This window comes from Arthrobacter sp. TS-15, from assembly GCF_006964045.1.
Taxonomy (GTDB): domain Bacteria; phylum Actinomycetota; class Actinomycetes; order Actinomycetales; family Micrococcaceae; genus Arthrobacter.
The window spans coordinates 1-20,348 of record NZ_SDXQ01000014.1; the positions used below are offsets into that span (position 1 = coordinate 1).

Sequence of the window (20,348 nt, forward strand, 5' to 3'; positions counted from 1 at the left end):
CAAGCACTGGTTCTTCTGTCAGGGTGGATTCCCCGCGCCCGGACGACTGCTTGTGCAGCAACCCGGGTACTTCTTCCGGCCCCGGTTCCCCAAGCCCATGCAACGATTCGAATCCAAGAAGCAGCCCAGCGTTCCAAGAGGGATCAGCGGCGGGTCCTGCCGCCGTCGGGGGCTTGCGCGCCGATGGCCGGGAAAGCATGTCCGAGGAAACGGGGGAGACAATTCCAGGCACCTCACTGGCGCCGGGGGAACCTTCCCGCCGCGCCACGACCTGCCCAATGCCTTCCATAACCCAACCCTGTCACGAAGGCTTCACCACCATCAGACCCAATCGATGCTATGTGGAAAACCCCACCCAACTGCCAAATGCCAACGCCCGGCGCGAGCGTCTTTTAGCAGGGCTAATCTTTGGCACGGCTAATCCTTGGCAGGGCTAATCCTTGCGCTGGGCCTAACCGACGAGCCCGGTTTGGTGGTGGACGCCGGCTTGATCGACTTTCCGGTGGAATCGCATTCCGGCCGCGCCTCCCACGATCGCGCCGAGGAGAGGGACGATTAGGGCGATGGCGAGTCCAACGATGCCGCTGGCGGTCATGAGGCTTCCGTCGACGGGAATCTGCGGGGCGCCGTTAAGATTGCCGAGAATATTGAACTGGCTCCCAGCCACCGCTGCGAGAATCGCCACGATGATGGCGATGATGATGCCCCAAAGCCACACGGCGAGTCCTTGCTTCACGCCGTCGAAACGCGCCATCCGGCCAGCGACGTACCCTCCGCAGTAGTAAGCAAGAAACAAGACGACCGCCAGCACGATTCCACTCACAATGCCCAGGGTTTCAACGTTCTGCCGGGCTTGCTCCGCCGCTTGTTGGGTCTCGGATGGATTTGCCGCTCCTACGCCTACGCCTATGGCCGTGGCCAAGGCGCTTAGCAGGACGGTCATCCCGATGGCGGTTAACCAGCCGAAGAATGCCGAACCCCACTTGATTCCGCCGAAGCGTTCCTTCTCCGCGGCAACGACGTCGTTCCTACGGCCCTGAGGGGTGCTTGATCCTGCGTCATTTTCATATGCCATGTCAGCTCCTAAGCCGGGTCCCTGAATTTGGGTTAATCAAGAAAACACCACGCTCTGCAGGAAAGCAAGGATGCTTACTAATTGCTGTGCCTCATTCATCGGCGTCAGCCGGGCCAAGAATATGCACGCGCACGTGCGCAGGAGTCGACTTCTGCCAACCGCGCGTGCCAAACCGCGCTGGACTCCATCCCACCCTTGGAGAAGTTGCAGAGCCGTCGCCGCCGGAGAGCCCGGGGCCCGAGGCAGTGCAAAAGCTTACGACGGCGGGAGGTCGCCGTCGGGCGCCAGGGTTCCCAAATATAGGGATCCGTGCCTGTTGCGTGGGAGAATTTGAAGCATGGAAGCCACCACCGCAGGAGCTCGCACGCTTGAACGCGGACTCAGCCTGATCGACCATGTAGCGGCAGGCAACCATCGGCTCGAGGACATTACCAAAGCCTCGGGACTCAGTCGCTCGGCCACCCATAGGATGCTGACCTCACTTGTTGGAGCAAGGTACCTGAGCCAAACCGAAGACCGAAGCTACCACCTTGGCGTGAAGCTGCTGGAGCTGGGCACTCAAGCCCAAACCAGCATCGACTTGCCAGGGGCCGTGCAGCAGATCTTGTCCGACATCGCCCGGATTACCCTGGACGCCACCCACTTGGGAATACTCTCCGGGGATGAAGTGGTGTACCTGGCCAAGGCCCGTGGTCACCGCGGGTTCGAGATGACCTCCTACCCCGGCGTCCGCCGACGGGCTCAAACCACTGCACTGGGCAAGGTGCTGCTGGCCGAGAAGGACGAGTCGGAGGCGATCAAGGCTTTTAACCACACCTTCACTCCCACGCCGCTTTCCATTAGGACGGCCGAAGACTTCCTGGATGCGCTGCACCGGGCGAAGCACAATGGTTACGCCATGGATGATCAGGAGAACGAACTCGGGATCACGTGCCTGGCCATCGGGATACCCGATTTGAGCGGTGTCATGGCTGCCGCCGTGTCAGTCTCGGCCCCCAGCGTCCACATGACCCCTGAGCGCATCCAGTCCCTTGTTGTGTTGCTTCAGAAGTTCCAGCCGGAGCTCACCAGTTGCCTTCCTCCCGGATTCGAAAGGGCTTGGATCTAGCCCCGGCAGACCCAGCCCTTCCGACCCGACGGCGGCTACCGCCTCACGGGTTCTGAGGCGTCCAGTAGTTCGAGTTCGTGGCGGTGTGGCATGCCTTCCCAGTCGCCGGGGACGAGACAGGCGAAGGCGCCTGTTCGTACTGCGGTGTGGAGCCGGTCCTGGATGGGGGCTCCGGCTAGGAGGTCGGAGATGTAGCCGGCTACGAAGGCGTCTCCTGCGCCGACGGTGTCCACAGCGTTGATGCGCACTGCTTCCTGGCGGTATTCAGCGTGGTCGATCACACCGACGCAACCGGCTGGGCCGTTTTTGATGATCACTTGGTGGGGGCCCAACGCGGCGATTTTGTGGGCGAGCTGGAGTGAGTCCGCTCCGGGCCCTACTGCGATTTCGGCTTCGTCGTCGCCGGCGAAAACAAGATCTGCTTGTTCGATGAAGCGCCGGAAGACCGGCCCGGCTTCCTCTTCTGTCCAGAGGGCTGCGCGGTAGTTCAGGTCGAACGAGACGGTCACCCCGGCTTCGCGGGCCACGGTTACTGCGTGCAGCGCGGCTTGATGCGCTGTTGCGGAGAGGCCGGGTGTGATGCCGGTCAGGTGCAGGAGCTTCGCGTTTTGGATGGCGTCGACGGGGACGTCTTCCGGTGCCAGGCGTGAGCCGGCGCTGGCGGTGCGGTAGTACCAGACTTTGAGGTGTTCCTGGGTTCGGCGTTCCTTGATCATCAGGCCTGTGGGGGCGTGGGGGTCGCGGATGCCGAGTGTGGTGATGCCTTCGGCGGCCACTTCCCGGAGTACGAGGTCTCCGAGGCTGTCCTGCCCGACGCGCCCGAGCCAGGTCACGCTGGCGCCGAGGCGTTGCAGGGCGATGGCGAAGTTGGTTTCGGCCCCGCCCATGCCCAGCCCCATTGACCCGGCGTGTGCCAGGGGGCCCGGCGTTACGGCTTTCATGAGGGCCATGGTTTCGCCCATGGTCACCACGTCCGTGTATGTCCCGTTACTGCAGCTCATGTGGCTGTCCTCGCGTCCGCGGCCTCAGCCACGAGCTTGCTGAGTTTTTCGGCGCGTGCGGTGAGTTCGGTCAGGTTCCCGCCGGTGAAGGCGTCGCGCAGCAGCGGGCCGCCGAGGCTCACGGCCAGGGCGCCGGCCGCGATCCAGGCCGGCGCGTCCTCGATCCCGATGCCGCCGGAGGGAACGATCCGCATTTGTGGGAAGGGTCCGCGGAGTTGGCTGATGTAGCCGGGTCCGACCGTGGAGGCGGGGAAGAGCTTCACGGCGGTGGCGCCGGCTTCCCAGCCGGCGAGTAGTTCGGTGGGTGTCAGGCCACCCGGGAACACCGGAATGTTACGTTCGACGGCGGCGCTCACCACTGCGGTGACCGTTGCGGGGGTGACAAGGTAGTCCGCACCTACCTCGAGGGCCTGCCTGGCGTGGTCCACGGTGGTGATGGTGCCGACGCCGATTTCGGCGTCCGTACCGAAGCGTTCCTTAAGCCGGGGCAGTTCGGCGAACACGCCCTCGGTGCTCAGTGTCAGCTCAAAGGACCGGAGCCCGCCGCGGATCAGCGCCTCGATCACGGGGGCGTACTCGCGGGCGTGGTGTGCCCGCATGACGGCCACCACAGGATGGGCTGTCAGGATCGCCGAGGGGCCCGGGCGTGCCGGGCTGTGAGAGTTGTTCATCGGGCCAGCCACCCGCCGTCCACGGGCAGGACGATGCCGTGGATGTAGTCCGCGGCCGGGGAGGCCAGGAACACCACCGCGCCGGCGAGGTCGTTCCCTGTTCCCCAGCGGGCTGCCGGGATCCTGGTGGAGATTTGTTCGTTCCGCACGGTGTCGGCCAAGAGTGCCTCGTTCATGTCCGTGGCGATGTAACCGGGCGCGACGGCGTTGACGTTCACCCCGTGCGGGGCCCATTCGTTGCAGAGGGCTTTGGTCAGTTGGGCTACCGCTCCCTTGGATGCTGCGTAGGCCGGGACCCGTAAGCCGCCCTGGAAGGACAGCAGGGATGCGAGGTTGATGATTTTGCCGTGCCCGCGTTCGACCATGGGCTTGCCGAAGCCTTGGCAAAGCTGGAACACGGCCCGGGTATTGATGTTCATGACCGCGTCGAAGTCTTCCAACGGGAACTCCACGGAATCATGGCGGATCTGCGTGCCGGCGTTGTTGACCAGGATGTCGATCCGGTGCCTGCCCAGCGTCGTTTCGATGCCATGGGTGACGGAGTCCTGGCTGGACAGGTCGATGGCCACGGCCTCGGCCCTCACGCCGGCTTCTGCCGCGGCTGCTGCCAGTTCCGGGGCGAGCGGGCCGCGTTGGAGCGCGACAATGTTCGCGCCCGCCCGGACCAATCCCAATCCGATGCCCAAGCCGATGCCGCGGGAAGCTCCGGTGATGGCCGCCGTCGAGCCGGTCAGGTCAAAAGGCGCCCGCAGCGCCACGGTCTCAGTGGTGCCGGTGTCAGTTCCCGTTGTGTCTTTCATGCTTCTTCCTTGCCGGGGGCCGCTGCCGCCGTGGCGGTGGCGGGGCCCACGAATACTTTGAGGACCGCCCCGGCGGTCATGGCTTTGGTCAACGCGGCCAGCGTTTGATCGAGGGGGAAGACCTCCACGGGGATGCGTCCGAGCCCGAGATTGCCGCCCTCGATCAGTTCCACGGCGCGTTCGACGTCCGCCCGCGTGTAGACGCGGACACCCACCACCGTGTTCTCTGCAAAGGTCAGGGCTTGCAGGTCCACCTCGACGGGTTTCTTGTACACACCCACCAAGACGATGGTGCCCAGCACCCGGACAGCTTTAGGCAACAGTGCCGCCACGGAGGGGTGGGCTGCGGAATCGAACACAATGTCCGCGCCGTCCCCACCCGTAGCGTCCAGAACGGCTGCCACGGGGTCGGAGCCGGTAGGGACGGTGTCAAAGCCCAGCTCCTCGGCCACCTTGCGGCGCTCTTCCGAGGGCTCGGAAATCAGCACGCTGCCGGCCCCTTCATGCCGGGCGACCAAGGCGGTGAGGATGCCGATGGGACCGGCGCCGAACACCACCACCCGTTCCCCGCCGCGAAGCCCGGACCGGGACACCGCATGCACCGCCACCGCCAGGGGCTCAGCCAACGCAGCTTCCTGGACCGGAACCCCGGAGTTAATGGGGATGAGTGTTTCCGCCGGCAAAGCAACGTACTCTGCCAAGGACCCGGCGACGTCAATCCCGTACAGCTTCAGGCTCCGGCACACATGCGTGTCACCCTGGCGGCACGGGTGGCAGTTCCCGCAATGAATCAGCGGCTCCACGATCACCCGTGTTCCCACTGCCGGACCCCCCGGGGCTGCGACCTCCACGATCCCCGTGATCTCATGACCCATCACCACCGGCGCTTCGGCCCGGGGGTGGCTGCCATGAAGGATGGAAAAGTCCGTCCCGCAAATACCAGTGAGCTCTGACCGGACCAATGCCCAACCTTCCGGCACCTCGGGGAGCGGAATGGTCCGGTATGCGATGGTGTCCGGACCGGTCCAGACGGCTGCGCCCATGGTCAGTGACGTGGTTTCAGCTGCAGTTTCGATGCTCATGCGGACACGCTCCCCATCAACACCTCAATGTTAAGGATGTTCCGCGGTGTGCGGCCGGCGCACACCTCCACCACATTCTCCACCGTGCGTCGCTTGAGTTCCGCGTAGGATTCCTCGCTGTACCAAGCCGCATGGGGCGTGAGGACCGCGTTGTCCAGCTCGAGCAACGGACTGGTCCTGGGCAAGGGTTCGACTTCGAAGACGTCCAGGCCGGCAGCGTGCAGACGACCGTCCGCGAGGGCTGCTGCCACGGCCTCGGTATCCACCACTCCGCCGCGGCAAGTGTTGACGAGCACAGCGCCCGGCTTCACCCGGTCCAGGACGTCACCGTTGATCAGGTGATGGGTGTGCTGGTTGAGCGGCACATGGAGGGAGATCACATCAGCACCGGCAATGAGTTCCTCGAAGCTCACCACAGTGATCCCGTCCTCCGTGACATCCCCGGGAGCCAGCAGCGGATCCGAACCAATGACCTGGTAACCAAGTCCCTTTGCTTTCCGGCCCGTGGCTGCACCAATCAGGCCCAAACCCACCACCCCGAACACGCGCTCACTGATCCGGTGCAACGGCTGAACCGGTCCCAGCGAATAATCGCCGCGGCGCACGCCACGGTCCAACTGCGTAATCCCGCGGGCCAGGCTCACAGCCAACGCGATCGCGTGATCGCTGACGTCTTCGGTGCCGTAGTCGGGAACGTTACAGACGGCGACGCCGCGCGCAGTGGCCGCTGCGACGTCGAGCGTGTCAACCCCGACGCCGTAACGGCCTATCGCTTTCAGGCCCGGCAACGCGTCCAAAACCTTGGCGGTGATAGGCGCGTACTGCACAACGATCGCGTCCGCGCCGGCAGCAGCATGGATGACCTCGTCCTCGGTCCGGCACTGAGCCAACACCAGCTCAACGCCGGCAGCCCGGGCGACAGCACGCTCAATCTCGATCGAATCATGATCACAGTCGGTGATGACTATTTTGGTGGGATGAGTGGGGGTGGTGGGTTGCGGCATTACTTGGCGTCCTCTTCAAGGAGAAGGTCGCGGTCGACCGTCTCCGGGGATTTGATGGTTGTGAACAGGCTGATCCCCATGATGGCCATCATGTAGATGGCAACCGGGACCCAGGATCCGCTAAAGGCAGTAACCAATGCGGAACAGATCAGCGGGGCTATGCCGCCGCCGAAAACGGAGGAGAACTCACGGCCAAGTGCCACGCCGGCGTAGCGGTAGCGTGCGCCGAAGAGCTCAGGGAAGTATGCGGATTGGACGCCTACGGATCCCTGGGCGGCAAAGATGAAGCCCAGGACGATGACCAGCGAAATCAGGAACAGGTTGCCGGTATTGATCAGCAGGAAGGCCGGGACGGGGAAGATGAAGAGGAACGTGGTGACCACCAAGTACGTGGACCGACGACCGAATCTGTCCGAGAGGTTGCCAAAAACGTAAGCGGACACGCACGCGAACAGGGCGCCCACCAGCAGGACCTTCGGTATGAACGTCGCGTCGATCTTGAGTTGGCTGATGAGGTAGGAACCCAGGAACACCTGGAACAGGTAGGAGTGGGCGTTGGCGCCGACGTTCATGAAGAACACGCGGAAAAGGTTCTTGCGGCCGTTCTTGACCACATCTGCCACCGGGGTGTCCTTCTTGCCGATAGCGCCTTCTTCCTGAAGTTCCTGGAAGACCGGGGACTCTTTGAGCTTTCGGCGGATGACGTAGGCGGCGATCGTCACGAAAATGGAGGAGAAGAAGACCAGTCGCCATCCGTAGGACTCCAGGGCTTCCTTGGGCATCATTTGGACCAGAATCCACACCACAGCTCCAAGCGCCGTGCCGGCCGCGGCCCCTACGAAGACGAGTGAGGCGTACTTGCCGCGCGTGCCCTTGGGAGCGGTTTCCGCAATCAGGACCACGCCGCCGGCCTGCTCAGCACCGGCGCCGAAGCCTTGAAGGAACCTGCAGGCAACCAGCAGCGCTGGTGCCCAGAGCCCGGCTTGCTGGTATGTGGGAAGAAGCCCGATGGCGAAAGTGGCGATGCCCATGAGGAAAAGGGTGGCCACCAGCACCCACTTGCGGCCCAACTTGTCGCCGTATTTGGAGAAGAAGAGTCCACCCAGGGGCCGCGCGCCGAAGCCCACGGCGTAGGCTCCGAACGCTGCGAGGATGCCGATTGCGGGCTCTACGTTGGGGAAGAAGATCGTGTTGAAGATGATCGCGGAGGCGGTTCCGTAGATCACGAAGTCGTACTGCTCCAAGGCAGTTCCGATCAGTCCGGCCCATGCGGCGCGGCGGACGTTCTTCACCTCGGATGGGGTGCCGGTACCTGGCCGGCGGGCATTCTGAACAACGCTGTTCTCAGTCAATCTTGTCTCCAAGCGAGTGATGGCTAGAGGTAGTAGCCGTGTGAGTAGGGATGCGGATTTCTTGATTCCGATTATAGGGATGGCATCCCGAAAACCGCTGGAGATAAATGTAGCTTATGTTCCTGATCCGTGAAAGCGATTTCTATCAAAGGCCCGACGGCGGGGCCCACTTCCGGGCGAAGGTTGTGAGGCCCGCTCTGCACCCTAAGAACCCACTTAAGTGCGCAGAGCGGGCCTCACAACGCCGGCATCAAGCTATCTCTGGCCACCCAAGGATGGGACCATAGTCATATGGGCGAACAAGAGAATGTGCAGCCCGCCGAGGGCGTAGCAACATACAGTGTGGCGTCAGAAGAACGGGGAGATCCTACAACGCAGCAGATGCGGACCGTCGGCCAGCGTCGCCGCGAAGCCGAACGCAAGCTGGACCTTCACTTGGAGGAAGCCAGCCATAAGGACGGAACGTCTGTCACCGAAGGCGAGGGCCATTCCGAAGGGTAGAGCCGCTGGCTCGCTCTGGATGTTTGGATTGATGGAGCGGCGTGTCACTGCTGTGGGCTTCGCCCTGGTGGAGTTGAAGCGCGCTGTGGATCAGCGGGAAGTGGCTGAATGCCTGCGGTGTGTTTCCGAGGTGCCGTTGCGTCCGAGGATCCCACTCCTCGCTGAGCAGGCCCACATCGTTGCGCAGGCTGAGTAGTCGCTCAAACAGCTCGGTCGCCTCGCCGGTGCGGCCGATTCCCAGCAGCGCGTCCACCAACCAAAACGAGCACGCCAGGAAGACACCTTCGTCACCCGGGAGTCCGTCGTGCCCGGACTGGGTGCGGTAACGCAGGACCAAGCCGTCATCGCTAAGTCCTTTCTGGATGGCATCTACGGTCCCGGCAACCCGCGGGTGCCGGTGCGGCAGGAAACCCACCCGTGGAATGAGGAGCAGGCTCGCGTCCAATTCCGTACTTCCGTAGGACTGGACGAAGGTGTTGAGTTTTTTGTCGAAGCCTTTGGTCATGACGTCAGCGTGGATCTCGCTGCGAAGCGCCGCCCACCTGTCAGCCGGGCCAGGCAAGCCGGATGTACGCACCGCCTTGACCATGCGGTCCGCAGCCACCCAGGCCATCACCTTGGAATGGGTGAAGTGCCGGCGCGGTCCGCGCATCTCCCACAGCCCGTTGTCAGGCTGGTTCCATGCACCCTCCAGGTACTCCATCAACGCCACCTGGATGTCCCATGACGTGTCCACCGTGCCCTGAGGAGAAGCAGCCCGGGTCAGTGAGAGACCATCCAGTACCTCGCCCCACACGTCCAACTGAAGCTGCGGGGCAGCGGCATTTCCGGTACGGACCGGCTGTGAACCTTCGTAACCGGAGAGCCAGGGAATGTCCGCCTCCGGAAGTCTCCTGGCGCCGTCGAGCCCATACACAATCTGAAGCTCTGAAGGGTCGCCGGCGATAGCGCGCAGCAGCCAATCCCGCCACGCGCCGGCTTCCTCCGTGTAGCCCGCAGCGAGCAGCGACTGCAAGGTCAGCGTGGCGTCGCGCAGCCAGCAGTAACGGTAGTCCCAGTTCCGCGGCCCGCCCAATTGCTCGGGCAAGGACGTAGTTGCGGCGGCCACAATCCCACCGGTAGGTGCGTACGTCAGGGCTTTAAGGGTGATCAGGGACCGTTCCACCGGCTCCTTGTATTTGCCGGACATCTCACTGCGTCCAATCCATTCCAGCCAAAACTTCTCCGTTCCGGAAACGGCACGGAAGGGATCGATTCGTCGGGGCTCCCGTTCGTGGCTTGGCGCCCATCGCAGCACGAAGGGAACGCGGTCGCCTGCTTTCACCGTGAATTCGCTGTAGGTGCGCTTGTCCCGGCCCTCCAGGGTGACCGGGGTGGTGAGGTAGGCCGAGTCGGGGCCGGCCACCGCGCTGATGCCGTGCTCGCTATGCCGGACCCACGGCACCACCCGGCCGTAGTCGAAGCGCAGAACCAACTCCATTTTCATGGTTACCTCGCCGGACAGCCCCTCGACGATCCGCACCAGATCCACGGCGTCGTCGCGGACGGGCATGAAATCGATCACCCGGACCGAGCCGCCGGCAACTTCCCACTCCGTTTCCAGGATCAACGTGTCTTCGCGGTACTGGCGTCGCGTGCAGTTTCCCCCGTCGGGTGTCCCGGCGGGGGCAAGGAGCCAGCGGCCAGCGTCGGGGTTATGCAGCAGTGCGGCGAAGCAGGCCGGGGAGTCGAAGCGCGGCAGGCACATCCAGTCGATGGAGCCGCTGCGCCCCACCAAGGCAGCCGTGTTCAGGTCCCCGATGATGGCGTAGTCCTCGATCCTGGCCATGAACAAAACTCCCTCAGTCGGCGTCGTCAGCTATGCCCGAACCGTACCCCGCGCGCCTGAGTGCCTCCAATGAGACTCGCGCGTCCTGCGGGATGGCTTTTATTCGGTGCCGGCTTTCAACCGTTGGAGTCCATCCAGGATGAGGTCGAGGCCGAACATGAACTCGTCGCCAAAGTCGTATCCGGGTTTGAGGACATGCTCGACGGCGATCTCCACCATGCGCGGATACTCACCTGTGGAGAAGCGCTCCATGATGGGTTTGGTGATTTCCGCTGCAGTGTCGCGGCCCTCGAACGGCAGGGCAGCTTCCTGGACGGCGAATCCGTAGATGTAGCTGTCCAGCAGGGCATAAGCGTGGGCGGTTAGTTGCACAGAGAACCCCGCACTCCGCAAAGTGTCGAGTGTCGCTTCATGGTGCCGGAGTGTGGCCGGTCCCGGGGCGGACCGACTTTCCACCAGCCCGACTGCCCAGGGGTGCCGCTTTAGTGCCGCTCGCACTCCCGTTGCCCGCCGCTGCATCTCTTCGCGCCAATCGCCGTCGGACGCCGGAAGGTCGATTTCGCTGAAGACCATGTCCACGATTCCGTCCAGGATTTCGTCCTTGTTGGCTACGTAGTAGTAGAGCGACATGGGTTTGGTTCCCATGCTGTGAGCAAGCGTGCGGATGGTCAACGCAGCGAGCCCGGATTCGTCCGCGAGCGCGACGGCGCACTCCAGGACGCGTTCCCGGCTCAGGGGGAGGCGCTGGGCTGCTGCGGTCACGGGATCTCCCTCGGCTTGGAACGGGTTCATGGCGGTTTGGTGCTGGTGGTCTAGGTCCTAAACCTTTAGTACCTCTAGACGTTTAGTACCCCTAGACCTTTAGTACAGTGTACGGTAACGTCTTTGGTACAGCGTACGAAATTGCTGAAACAACCCCGTAACCCATCAACGCACACCCTGAGAGGTCCGGCCATGACCACTGGTCAGCAAGCCAAGGAATCACGTCATCACAAGCGGCGGTCCATGCCGGGCCCGTTCATGAGGGCCATTGTTCAGGAGGGTTACGGTTCCGCCGACGTCCTGCGCGAGGCTCAGGTCCCGCGCCCCGCCATAGGTGAGAATGAAGTGCTGGTGAAGGTTCAGGCCGCCGGGTTGGATCGCGGGACATGGCACATCACCAGCGGTTTGCCGTATGCGCTGCGCCCGGTCTACGGTTTCCGCGCTCCGAGGCATCCCGTTCCCGGGCTGGACCTCGCCGGTACCGTTGAGGCGGTGGGTTCACAAGTGACGCGGTTTGTTGTGGGTGACCATGTCTTCGGGTCGGGGAAGGGAACCTTCGCTGAGTACGCCGCTGCCGGTGAAAATCATCTTGCGCACAAGCCCTCGGGTATTAGCTTCGAGCAGGCCGCTGCGGTGCCGGTTTCAGCCTGCACTGCCCTGATTGCGCTGCGCGCCGGCGGTATTGATCCGATGAAGGCCCCGATGCCAAAGGAAAAGGCGGCGGCATCCAGGGAGCTCAGCGTACTGATCACCGGCGCCTCCGGAGGCGTGGGCAGCTACGCGGTGCAGCTCGCCAAGGCTGCAGGCGCCCGGGTCACCGGCGTTGCCAGCACCGCCAAGCTGGACTTGGTCCGAACCCTCGGCGCAGACCACGTCATCGACTACACCACGGAGGATTTTGCTGATGGCGCGGAACGCTACGACGTCATCATCGACATCGCAGGCAACCCGTCCGTTGCCCGACTTCGGCGGTCGCTCACCCCTGCCGGTACTGCTGTGATCACCGGTGGTGAGGAAGGCGGCTCGTGGACGGGGAGCATGGATCGCCAATTGCGGGCAGTGGCACTCTCCCCGTTCATCAAGCAGCGGCTCACCATGATAGTGGGAACCCAGACGGCTGGGGATCTGGAACACCTTGCGGAGCTCTTGGACGCAGGAACCATCACTCCTGCAATAGACCGAACGTTTCCGCTGGCGCAGGTCCCCGAGGCCATGCGTTATTTCGACGCCGGTAAAGCCCGCGGGAAGGTGGTCATCACCATCTAAGCCACGCAGGGTAAGCCACGCAGGGTAAGCCACGCAGGGTAAGCCACGCAGGCGAGGGCAATGTGCTCGGCTGAACATGCCCTAGCCCGGAGCTCCCGTCGCGTGCTACCACTGACCCTAGGAACAAACCCTTGAGGAGAAGCCGTGGCCGAAGACCTACCTGTCCTTGTTGTTGGTGCCACGGGTTTCCTGGGTGGCCAAGTGGTGGACGAGCTTCTCAAGCGTGGCAAGAAAGTCCGCGCTTTGGTGAGACCGAAGTCCAATGCGGCCAAGCTTGTTGCCAAGGGTGTTGAGATTGCCCGCGGGGATATGCTGGACACCGCCTCCTTGATCACTGCGATGACCGGTGTTTCGGCGGCGATCTCGACGGCGGCCGGCTATACGCGCAATGACAAGAACGCCACAGCGATCGACACTTTCGGCAACAACAACCTGGCTGTCGCGGCGAAGCACGCCCGGGTGCCGCGCTTCGTGCTCATCAGCATCGTCACGTGCGACCAGACTCCCCAGATTCCCCATTTCTGGAACAAGAAGAAGGCCGAGGACACTTTCGAAGATCTCGGTGTTCCCTTTGTGACCCTCAGGCCCGGCGCGTTCTTCGACCAAGCGGTGGGGATGGGCGGGGATCCCTTCGCGAAGGGCCGCTTCGTGTGGCTCGGTTCCAAGGATGCCCGGCTCACTTTCGTCCTGGCCAGTGACGTCGCCGCGTACCTTGCGGAGGCGGTGGACGCGGACGTTGTTGAGGGTGAGCGGATTGACATCGGGTGGAGCCGGCCGGTGAGTATTCATGAAGCGGCGGAGCTGGCTGGCCGTCGGGCGGGAAAGCAGATCAAGGTGATGTCCGTACCCGCCGGGGCCATAGCGGGACTCGGTAAAGTGACCGCGAAAGTCCTGCCGTTGGTGGGCGATATGGCAAGCATGGTGGCGTGGTTCGAGACCGGCAGGTACGTTGCGGACATCAGCCGCCAGGAGCAGGTATTTGGTCCAGCGCCGACTCCCGAGGATGCAATCGGCAGGGTGGCGGAACGCTACGGTCATTAATTAACGCCGATGAACGCGGCGTGGCGATGACTGGCCGGAGCTCTTGTTCGTAAGTATCCTGATGACACAGATTTGACGCAGGCCCTGACTGCGCCAAAACAATATGAGGAGCACGTTATGAGAATTGGTTCTTCCATTGCACTGATTGCCATCGGAGCTATTCTGGCTTTCGCGCTCGCCCCCGGAATCATCCCCTTCCTCGACCAAGTCCTGGTCGGCTACATTTTGATCGGGGTCGGCATCATCGGCCTCATCATCTCCATCGCCATGTCCAACAGGACCCGCCGCACTGTTGTTGAACGCCGCGGCGATCCCCACACGGTTGTCGAGCGGCGCCCCGAGGTCTAGCAGCCGCAACTTATCGAAGAAGCGCACGACGGCGGGAGGCCGCCGTCGTGCGCTGTTGTGCGTCCGGACCCGAAGGGCCAGTCGCCCGGAGGGCCCGGCGGCGACAGTTCAGGGTGCGCCTGTGGTCAAGCCGTTCGGAGACCATCTTGGCCGGAGCCGAATTCAGATAGCCAAGCCGATGCGGGGTATGTCAGCGCCATCTCCCTAGCGGCGTAGGCTGCTGCCATGGAGAAGTCATTCGACATTGAACTGGTCAATCACAACGAGTACTTGGTGCGGTGGGCCTCGGAAGGCCAAACCGGGGAGTCCCTGGTCCACACCAACCCGGATTTCCTGGCTGAGGCGGGCCTGGACGTCTTTGAGGAGCAGCGTGTTGTTGAAGAAACCACGACGTATCTGGCCGAACATCAACCCGTGATCGATTTCCCGCAGACCGTTGACCTGGAAGAGATTGCTGCCGCCTATTCGGACTACACGGAGCAACTGAGGGCCCGGCTCGACGCTCGATAGCTGCTTCAAGCCTGCGTCTTGGTCCCCGATGCAGCGACTGGTATACGGGGGTCCCGGCTGGGGTTGACGGCTTAGGGCTGGACGTCGGCCGTGACGCGCTGGCCGTTGAAGTACTCCAGCTGCCAGCCGTCGGTCACATGGTGGTGGGCCAGGTTGAGCACAGCGTTCTGCACGCTGCTCAGGGTGCGGCCGATCGCTTGGCTCAAGGTCAGCCGAATCAGGGTGCCGTGTGCAACCACCAGGACGCGTTTGCCGGCGAATTCTTCAGCTAGTGATTCCAAGGCGGCAATGCCGCGGTCAGCAGCGGCCTGGTCTGTTTCGCCTCCACGGAAGCCGCCCGGGATGCGCAATGCCTCCAGCTCGGGCCCTGCCTGGAGTCCTTCGGCGGGACCGAAACTGCGCTCGGTGAGCTCCGGAACCAGCCGGGCAACTTTGAGTCCCAGGCCGTCGGCGATGATCCGGGCAGTTTCGGCGGCACGGCTCAGTGGCGAGGACACTACGGTGTCCCATGCCTGGTCTGAGAGGAAGTCGACGGCGTCGCGCGCCTGTCCGCGGCCGACGTCGTTGAGCGGGATGTCAGTGGCCCCCTGCAACCTGCGCTCCGCGTTCCAGTCGGTTTGGCCGTGGCGGACGAGGGCGAAAGTTGTGAGGGTCATGCTTTCCATTGTGCCCTGCAGGCGCGCCGCTCCGCAGTTTCCTCCGTCACGTAGGGACGTTACGTCACGTGAGGAAGCGCCCGACGGCGGGAGGTCGCCGTCGGGCGTTCTGCTGCGGTTAGTGCCGCCCGGCCCGATCTCCGCCGGATTCACCCAGGTCCATGCTGAGTCCCGGGTGGCGGTGGACCGGCTCCGGATCGCGCCATAGCCGGGCAATTGCGTCTTAGCATTACCCATCCGGCTGCTTAATCAGTATCCTGATTACTTATCTGGTAAACCGGATGATGCTGTGTGGGCTGTTTGCCTGGGCCGCACGTGGCTGAAGCAGACGGCCGCGCGGCCATCGTGAAAGTTTGAATGACGGCATTGCGTGGTGACGCTAGGACAGTGGTTGGGTCCGCGGCTCCAGGTCGGCCTGAAGGACGTGACATTCGTGGGCAACAACTACGAGGCCGTGGACCCCCATCTCCCCGCCTCAGCCGCAACTGCAGGAACAGACGTTGCAGGTGCCGCTGAAACACTTGACGGCCGCTACCAGCTGGGACCCGTTCTGGGCAGAGGCGCCATGTCAGCCGTGTACCAGGCGACGGACCTGCTGCTCGGCCGCGACGTGGCCATCAAAATTTTCCTGCCCGGTTCCGGCGACGAATCGTTCCGGGCCCGCCAGGAAAACGAAATGCGGCTCCTGGCCGCCTTCGACCACCCGGGGCTGGTGGCTGCCTTCGACGCCGGAGTCGACACGCGCAATGACGAAGAACGTGCCTATCTGGTGATGGAACTTGCTGAGGGCAGGGATTTGCGCGCCGTGCTCACTGACGGGCCGCTGACCGTTCCCGAGACCGCGCGGATCGGCATCCGGCTGGCCGGGGCACTCTCCCAGGTCCATCAACACGGCGTTATCCACCGCGACATCAAGCCGGCCAATATTTTGGTATCCGACCACGACGGCCTGGCGCAGACCGTCAAGCTGGCAGACTTTGGCGTCGCTCTGGTCATGAACGACAACAGGCTCACCGCAACCGGCTTCACCGTGGGGACCGCCCAGTACCTTAGCCCCGAGCAGGCTCAAGGCCTGGGCCTGACTCCCGCGAGCGACATCTACTCGCTGGGCTTGGTACTGCTCGAATGCCTCACCGGCAGGGCCGAGTACCCGGGCACCCCCATTGAGACAGCATCAGCGCGCCTCCACCGGGCACCGCAGGTTCCGTTGGAATTGCCGGCTCCGCTGCGGGAGTTGCTCGAAGCAATGACAGACATGGATCCGGGGAAGCGCCCCACTGCGCAGCACGTGGAGCAGGCGCTCGCCGAGGAAGGGATACAGGCCGGGCGAAGGACCGCCGTGCTGCCGCAGGTTCCGAGCCGGCCGCCTCTGCGGGCAGTCACCCGGAAGCAGGCCACAGTTACCGGCATTAGGGACTTCAGCAAACGGCGACCCAAGACCGTCCGTGGCGTGGCCGCGGCAGCGGTGACCATTCCGCTGGCCCTGCTGATTCTCTCTCAGGGTTTCGCGCCCGCAAGCAACACTGCCGATCCCTCCCAGCCTTCGGACACAGGCGTTTCGCAGGCGGAGCCGCAGCCAGCTGCGCCGGTGGTGCCCGCCATCCCTGTTGCGCCATCGCCTGCTGATGCCCAGCCTGCCGACGCCGGTAGCGGCGACGCCGGAAGTGCTGACGTCCAGCCCGCTGACGTCGTCAATCTTCAGGAGCCCGCCCAGAATCCTGCGCCAGTGCAAGCGCCGGCGCCCGCGCCCGCAGCGGTACCGGGCCCGGACATTGCCAAGGAAAAGAGCAACGGAAAGAGCGAGAAAAAGTCTGAAAAGGCCAAAGGACCCGGCGAGGGTAAGTAGCCTAAAGACCTGCGGGAAAGCTGACCGCCACGGTTGTTCCGCCGCCGGGAGTTTCGGTCAACGTGAGCTCGCCCCCATGTGCTTTGGCGATGCTGCTGCACGTGGCCAGACCAAGTCCGGAACCTGGGCCGTCGCCTTCCCGCCGCAGACGCACCAAGGGCTCCAGGGCTTTGGCGCGATCTCCGGGCTCGATGCCCTTGCCGTTGTCCGCCACGAAGATCGTGGCGCCATGATAATTGGAAACCCCGTTGATCCGGACGCGGAGATCGCGATCAGGACTGCGGTAGTTCATGGCATTGGAGAGCAGGTTCTGCAGCAGCGTCCGGAGTTGTCCATGGTCGGCATGGAGGGCCAAATCCTCCACCTCCACAATCCCGTGATTCTCGATGCCCAGGTCGCGGGCAACTTCTTCGGTCACTTGGCGCAGGGAAACGTGGGTGGGCTGGACTGCGCCGCCCACCCGGGAATAGCTCAGAACATCCTCCAGCATGCCCAGCATCCGTCGTCCGCTGGAGCCGATGCGGTCCAGGTAACGCGCAGCCGTGCTGTTCGGTTCTACATCGGGGTCGTCCTCCACCAGTTCCACATAGCCCAGGATGGTGGTGAGGGGAATGCGGAGATCATGGCTGACGCGTCCGGCAAACTCGGCGAGCTTGGCATTGCTGTCCTTCAACTCGGCATAGGTCCGGTCCAGCTGGGTGGTGCGGTGCTGAAGTTCCAACAACTCCACCACCTGCTTTGCCAAGACCTCCAGCATGCTCACCTGTTCGGGGCGCAGTTCTTTTGTCTTATCCGAGAAGACGCATAAGGTTCCAGGGACGAATCCGGATTCTGTCTGCAGGGGGACCGAAGTATAGAAGCGGACTTTTCCGAGTTCACCGGTAACAAAGGGATTGTCCGCGAAGCGCGGATCCTTTGAGGCATCGGCCACCACTGTCCTCTCACGGGAGAGGAACACCTTGGCGCACATGGAGTCCTCACGGGAGCAGACGCCCGGGTCCACGCCCCAGGCGCCAATCTGGTGCTGGTACTCCGCGCTGATGATGTTGACCACGCCAAAGGGAGCGCCGCACAGCTCCGTGGCGAGCCGCACCAGGTTCTGCAGGGCGCTCATGACGGCAGCATTGGGAAGCAGTACTGAATCCAAGGCCGGGTCCAAGCCATACTCCTGTAGTTCCAGGTCCCGGCTGATGTCATCAGTGAAGGAAAGCTGGCCCTGAACTTCCGTCATATTATTACTCCCCCAAGCGTCATTAGGATTCCCTGCCGATACTACCGGGACGCTGGCGGCGGTGGTTTACTGGGACGCATGACCGAGCAGGAACCGGCCTCCGCCGCGTCTACTGACAGCATCGATCTCTCCCTACGTACCCCCGCGGAAAGATCCCGTACTTTCACCGGGATCCTGGTGAACACTGCCCTGGCAAATATCACCACCAGCTACTTGTGGTTCGCCCTGACGTTCTGGGTGTACTTGGAGACACGCAACGTCATTGCCACCGGAGTGATCGGCGGTGCGTACATGCTGCTGATCGCCCTCTCCAGCATCAGCTTCGGAACGTTCGTGGACCGTTACCGGAAGCTTGCCGTGATGCGTTTCGCCGCAGCCTTCACCATGGGGATGTTCGTCCTCTCAGGCGTCATGTTCCTGCTGACACCGGAGCAGGCGCTCCTGGACCTGACGCAGCCATGGTTCTGGATCTTCACCATGATCATCCTGATCGGTGCAGTGGTGGAAAACATGCGGAACATTGCCCTATCCACCACCGTCACCATCCTGATCGAACCGGATCGGCGGGCCAACGCCAACGGGCTGGTGGGCATGGTGCAAGGGCTCATGTTCATTGTCACCTCGGTCCTCTCCGGGCTATCGGTGGGGTTGCTGGGCATGGGTTGGACCGTAGTTGTCGCCCTGGTGCTGACCGCCTTGGCCTTCGCGCACTTGCTCACCCTGCGTCTGCCGGAGGAGGTGAAGGCGGCGGCCTCCGATGCGCAAGGCGGCTTCGACCTCCGGGGGGCGTGGGCTGCCGTCATGGCAATCTCCGGGCTCTTCGCGCTGATTCTCTTCTCCACGTTCAACAACTTCATCGGCGGCGTCTACATGGCGTTGATGGACCCTTATGGCCTGGAAATGTTCTCCGTTGAAATGTGGGGAGTCGTCTCTGCCATCGGTGCCACAGGCTTCATTGTGGGCGGCGCACTGGTCGGCAAATTAGGCCTGGGGTCCAACCCCCTGCGGACCATGCTCATTGCCGTGGTGCTCATGGGATTCATCGGCGCCTTGTTCACCTTCCGCGAGTGGGCCTGGCTCTACATCGTAGGAATCTGGCTCTACATGGCGCTGGTTCCCGTGGTGGAAGCCGCCGAGCAGACCGTCATCCAAAGCGTGGTGCCACTTCCCCGGCAGGGCAGGGTGTTTGGCTTCGCCATGGCATTCGAGTCCGCTGCGGCGCCCATCACTGCCTTCCTCATTGCCCCGATCGCCCAATTCTGGATCATCCCGTACGCCCGGTCCGCGGAGGGATCTGCCAACCTCGCACCGCTGCTGGGCGAGGGGATCTCCCGCGGCATCGCCCTGGTGTTCCTGGCCGCCGGCATCATCATGATCGTGGTGGCGCTGATCGCTTTCCTCACTCCCGTCTACCGCCGCGTGTCTGCCTCCTATGCGCAAACCTCCAAGACGCAGACGGCAACGGAAGAACGGGAGAGTGAAAGCTCGGAAACGCCGTCCTCGCATTAGGGGTGCCCGGGCGCCCCTCAAGCGAGGGCGCCCGCTTTGACGGGGCTGATCAGGAGGCTGCGCGTACTGCGGCTCCTGCCATGGCAGAAGTGCCCAGGTCACTCTTCTCCAGGGCCTGCCCGCCTTGGACCGCCTTGACCCATGCTTGGGTTGAGGCAACCGCAGCCCAGTTGGAGTTGAGTAACGCCATCAAGGTGGTGTGCACGGTCTTCGCGTCAGCGGTTCCTGCCTCATTGCTGAGGTTGATGGCACCGGTTGCATCTGAGAGGACTTCGGTGGCAAAACCAAGGAATTCTGCCTCGACGGCCGAGGCCAGGATGCAGTTGTTGGTCATGTAACCCACCAAGGTGACGGTGTCGACGTCGTGCTCGCGGAGCCAGGCAGCAACATCGGTGCCGGCGTACACCGAACCGTAACGCTTGACGACGTTCTTCCAGAAACCGGTCCTGCGGGCTTCCACCTCAGGGTGTAGCTCGTATTCAGCAGATCCCGGGGCGAAAACGGGCGCGCCTTCACCTTCGCTGTGCTGGATCGCTGCGATGGGAATGCCTGCGGCGGTTGCAGCATCGATCGCCTGGGTCATCATGGGCAGCGACTCCTGGTGGTGCGGGTACCGAATTTCCAGTGGCCCGCTGAAGTACTGCTGCTGGACGTCTACAAGGATCAGGGCGCGGCGGATTGTGCTCATGGTGTTCTCCGTAGGTGGTTGCTTGTGTTTGGATGTCCCTTCTCATCTTTGGGCCGAGTCCCTTTAGGC

At 63.2% G+C, this 20,348-nt stretch carries 21 protein-coding genes; 8 read left to right on the forward strand and 13 right to left on the reverse strand.

Features of this window, described 5'->3' with window-relative positions:
* Together EU811_RS24090 and EU811_RS05535 are read right to left on the reverse strand one after the other, a co-directional pair.
* The coding region (locus EU811_RS24090; RefSeq protein ID WP_238703309.1) for a hypothetical protein at nucleotides 1-289 on the reverse strand (289 nt) is incomplete at its 3' end.
* Nucleotides 290-451: 162 nt separating this feature from the next.
* Nucleotides 452-1,075 (reverse strand): hypothetical protein, encoded by a 624-nt coding sequence (locus EU811_RS05535; RefSeq protein WP_142937494.1) that lies wholly within the window; start codon nucleotides 1,073-1,075, stop codon nucleotides 452-454.
* 337 nt (nucleotides 1,076-1,412) lie between these two features.
* Here EU811_RS05535 and EU811_RS05540 point away from each other — a divergent pair, with 337 nt between their 5' ends.
* Entirely contained in the window at nucleotides 1,413-2,183 is a 771-nt protein-coding gene (locus EU811_RS05540; protein WP_142937495.1) for an IclR family transcriptional regulator, read from the forward strand.
* A 35-nt stretch (nucleotides 2,184-2,218) separates the two neighbouring features.
* Here EU811_RS05540 and EU811_RS05545 read toward each other — a convergent pair whose 3' ends face one another.
* From EU811_RS05545 to EU811_RS05570, 6 genes are read right to left on the reverse strand one after another with little or no spacing between them, the layout of a single operon-like run.
* Nucleotides 2,219-3,184: a sugar kinase gene (locus tag EU811_RS05545; protein ID WP_142937496.1), complete on the reverse strand. Its 966-nt coding sequence runs from the start codon at nucleotides 3,182-3,184 to the stop codon at nucleotides 2,219-2,221.
* Nucleotides 3,181-3,855 carry a bifunctional 4-hydroxy-2-oxoglutarate aldolase/2-dehydro-3-deoxy-phosphogluconate aldolase gene (locus tag EU811_RS05550; protein ID WP_142937497.1) on the reverse strand — a complete coding sequence of 225 codons (675 nt, stop codon included), beginning with the start codon at nucleotides 3,853-3,855 and terminating at the stop codon, nucleotides 3,181-3,183. The genes EU811_RS05545 and EU811_RS05550 overlap by 4 nt, the downstream gene beginning before the upstream one ends.
* The gene (locus tag EU811_RS05555; RefSeq protein ID WP_142937498.1) at nucleotides 3,852-4,655 is read right to left on the reverse strand and encodes an SDR family oxidoreductase; all 804 of its coding nucleotides are present in this window, start codon (nucleotides 4,653-4,655) and stop codon (nucleotides 3,852-3,854) included. Before EU811_RS05555 ends, EU811_RS05550 begins: the two co-directional genes overlap by 4 nt.
* Nucleotides 4,652-5,737 (reverse strand): zinc-dependent alcohol dehydrogenase, encoded by a 1,086-nt coding sequence (locus EU811_RS05560; RefSeq protein ID WP_142937499.1) that lies wholly within the window; start codon nucleotides 5,735-5,737, stop codon nucleotides 4,652-4,654. The genes EU811_RS05555 and EU811_RS05560 overlap by 4 nt, the downstream gene beginning before the upstream one ends.
* Complete coding sequence (locus EU811_RS05565; RefSeq protein WP_142937500.1) at nucleotides 5,734-6,741, reverse strand: C-terminal binding protein; 1,008 nt, start codon at nucleotides 6,739-6,741, stop codon at nucleotides 5,734-5,736. The genes EU811_RS05560 and EU811_RS05565 overlap by 4 nt, the downstream gene beginning before the upstream one ends.
* Nucleotides 6,741-8,093, reverse strand: a complete 1,353-nt coding sequence (locus EU811_RS05570; protein ID WP_142937501.1) for an MFS transporter — start codon at nucleotides 8,091-8,093, stop codon at nucleotides 6,741-6,743. Before EU811_RS05570 ends, EU811_RS05565 begins: the two co-directional genes overlap by 1 nt.
* Before the next feature lie 291 nt (nucleotides 8,094-8,384).
* On the opposite strand from EU811_RS05570, the gene EU811_RS05575 reads away from it, so the two are divergent.
* On the forward strand, nucleotides 8,385-8,594 hold the full coding sequence (locus tag EU811_RS05575) for a hypothetical protein (protein ID WP_142937502.1): 210 nt from the start codon (nucleotides 8,385-8,387) through the stop codon (nucleotides 8,592-8,594).
* On the opposite strand, the gene EU811_RS05580 is transcribed toward EU811_RS05575, so the two are convergent.
* The gene (locus tag EU811_RS05580; protein ID WP_142937503.1) at nucleotides 8,563-10,422 is read right to left on the reverse strand and encodes a glycoside hydrolase family 15 protein; all 1,860 of its coding nucleotides are present in this window, start codon (nucleotides 10,420-10,422) and stop codon (nucleotides 8,563-8,565) included. The genes EU811_RS05575 and EU811_RS05580 overlap by 32 nt on opposite strands.
* Nucleotides 10,423-10,521: 99 nt before the next feature.
* Nucleotides 10,522-11,214, reverse strand: a complete 693-nt coding sequence (locus EU811_RS05585; RefSeq protein ID WP_142937504.1) for a TetR/AcrR family transcriptional regulator — start codon at nucleotides 11,212-11,214, stop codon at nucleotides 10,522-10,524.
* 162 nt (nucleotides 11,215-11,376) lie between these two features.
* Here EU811_RS05585 and EU811_RS05590 point away from each other — a divergent pair, with 162 nt between their 5' ends.
* From EU811_RS05590 to EU811_RS05605, 4 genes are all read left to right on the forward strand, one after another.
* Nucleotides 11,377-12,450, forward strand: coding sequence for an NAD(P)-dependent alcohol dehydrogenase (locus EU811_RS05590; RefSeq protein WP_142937505.1), 1,074 nt, complete (start codon nucleotides 11,377-11,379; stop codon nucleotides 12,448-12,450).
* 144 nt (nucleotides 12,451-12,594) lie between these two features.
* Nucleotides 12,595-13,491, forward strand: a complete 897-nt coding sequence (locus tag EU811_RS05595) for an SDR family oxidoreductase (RefSeq protein ID WP_142937506.1) — start codon at nucleotides 12,595-12,597, stop codon at nucleotides 13,489-13,491.
* Between the two features lie 117 nt (nucleotides 13,492-13,608).
* Nucleotides 13,609-13,839: a DUF6458 family protein gene (locus tag EU811_RS05600; RefSeq protein WP_043470828.1), complete on the forward strand. Its 231-nt coding sequence runs from the start codon at nucleotides 13,609-13,611 to the stop codon at nucleotides 13,837-13,839.
* Nucleotides 13,840-14,064: 225 nt separating this feature from the next.
* Nucleotides 14,065-14,349 (forward strand): hypothetical protein, encoded by a 285-nt coding sequence (locus tag EU811_RS05605; RefSeq protein ID WP_142937507.1) that lies wholly within the window; start codon nucleotides 14,065-14,067, stop codon nucleotides 14,347-14,349.
* Nucleotides 14,350-14,420: 71 nt separating this feature from the next.
* On the opposite strand, the gene EU811_RS05610 is transcribed toward EU811_RS05605, so the two are convergent.
* A complete protein-coding gene (locus tag EU811_RS05610) occupies nucleotides 14,421-15,014 on the reverse strand; it encodes a histidine phosphatase family protein (RefSeq protein WP_142937617.1) in 594 nt (197 codons plus the stop codon).
* Nucleotides 15,015-15,438: 424 nt separating this feature from the next.
* Here EU811_RS05610 and EU811_RS05615 point away from each other — a divergent pair, with 424 nt between their 5' ends.
* The gene (locus EU811_RS05615; RefSeq protein WP_142937508.1) at nucleotides 15,439-16,851 is read left to right on the forward strand and encodes a serine/threonine-protein kinase; all 1,413 of its coding nucleotides are present in this window, start codon (nucleotides 15,439-15,441) and stop codon (nucleotides 16,849-16,851) included.
* 1 nt (nucleotide 16,852) lies between these two features.
* On the opposite strand, the gene EU811_RS05620 is transcribed toward EU811_RS05615, so the two are convergent.
* Nucleotides 16,853-18,082 carry a GAF domain-containing sensor histidine kinase gene (locus EU811_RS05620; protein WP_142937509.1) on the reverse strand — a complete coding sequence of 410 codons (1,230 nt, stop codon included), beginning with the start codon at nucleotides 18,080-18,082 and terminating at the stop codon, nucleotides 16,853-16,855.
* A gap of 78 nt (nucleotides 18,083-18,160) precedes the next feature.
* Here EU811_RS05620 and EU811_RS05625 point away from each other — a divergent pair, with 78 nt between their 5' ends.
* The gene (locus EU811_RS05625; RefSeq protein WP_142937510.1) at nucleotides 18,161-19,591 is read left to right on the forward strand and encodes an MFS transporter; all 1,431 of its coding nucleotides are present in this window, start codon (nucleotides 18,161-18,163) and stop codon (nucleotides 19,589-19,591) included.
* 49 nt (nucleotides 19,592-19,640) lie between these two features.
* Here EU811_RS05625 and EU811_RS05630 read toward each other — a convergent pair whose 3' ends face one another.
* The gene (locus EU811_RS05630) at nucleotides 19,641-20,279 is read right to left on the reverse strand and encodes an isochorismatase family protein (protein ID WP_142937511.1); all 639 of its coding nucleotides are present in this window, start codon (nucleotides 20,277-20,279) and stop codon (nucleotides 19,641-19,643) included.
* Nucleotides 20,280-20,348: the final 69 nt, after the last annotated feature.

Excerpts from the sequence above, each read along its gene's own strand:
- EU811_RS05600 (WP_043470828.1), top strand. The coding sequence starts at position 13,609 with ATGAGAATTGGTTCTTCCATTGCACTGATTGCCATCGGAGCTATTCTG.
- EU811_RS05610 (WP_142937617.1), bottom strand. The coding sequence starts at position 15,014 with ATGGAAAGCATGACCCTCACAACTTTCGCCCTCGTCCGCCACGGCCAA.
- EU811_RS05630 (WP_142937511.1), bottom strand. The coding sequence starts at position 20,279 with ATGAGCACAATCCGCCGCGCCCTGATCCTTGTAGACGTCCAGCAGCAG.
- EU811_RS05605 (WP_142937507.1), top strand. The coding sequence starts at position 14,065 with ATGGAGAAGTCATTCGACATTGAACTGGTCAATCACAACGAGTACTTG.
- EU811_RS05540 (WP_142937495.1), top strand. The coding sequence starts at position 1,413 with ATGGAAGCCACCACCGCAGGAGCTCGCACGCTTGAACGCGGACTCAGC.
- EU811_RS05535 (WP_142937494.1), bottom strand. The coding sequence starts at position 1,075 with ATGGCATATGAAAATGACGCAGGATCAAGCACCCCTCAGGGCCGTAGG.
- EU811_RS05590 (WP_142937505.1), top strand. The coding sequence starts at position 11,377 with ATGACCACTGGTCAGCAAGCCAAGGAATCACGTCATCACAAGCGGCGG.
- EU811_RS05555 (WP_142937498.1), bottom strand. The coding sequence starts at position 4,655 with ATGAAAGACACAACGGGAACTGACACCGGCACCACTGAGACCGTGGCG.
- EU811_RS05580 (WP_142937503.1), bottom strand. The coding sequence starts at position 10,422 with ATGGCCAGGATCGAGGACTACGCCATCATCGGGGACCTGAACACGGCT.
- EU811_RS05625 (WP_142937510.1), top strand. The coding sequence starts at position 18,161 with ATGACCGAGCAGGAACCGGCCTCCGCCGCGTCTACTGACAGCATCGAT.
- EU811_RS05560 (WP_142937499.1), bottom strand. The coding sequence starts at position 5,737 with ATGAGCATCGAAACTGCAGCTGAAACCACGTCACTGACCATGGGCGCA.
- EU811_RS05585 (WP_142937504.1), bottom strand. The coding sequence starts at position 11,214 with ATGAACCCGTTCCAAGCCGAGGGAGATCCCGTGACCGCAGCAGCCCAG.
- EU811_RS05545 (WP_142937496.1), bottom strand. The coding sequence starts at position 3,184 with ATGAGCTGCAGTAACGGGACATACACGGACGTGGTGACCATGGGCGAA.
- EU811_RS05565 (WP_142937500.1), bottom strand. The coding sequence starts at position 6,741 with ATGCCGCAACCCACCACCCCCACTCATCCCACCAAAATAGTCATCACC.
- EU811_RS05575 (WP_142937502.1), top strand. The coding sequence starts at position 8,385 with ATGGGCGAACAAGAGAATGTGCAGCCCGCCGAGGGCGTAGCAACATAC.
- EU811_RS05550 (WP_142937497.1), bottom strand. The coding sequence starts at position 3,855 with ATGAACAACTCTCACAGCCCGGCACGCCCGGGCCCCTCGGCGATCCTG.
- EU811_RS05620 (WP_142937509.1), bottom strand. The coding sequence starts at position 18,082 with ATGACGGAAGTTCAGGGCCAGCTTTCCTTCACTGATGACATCAGCCGG.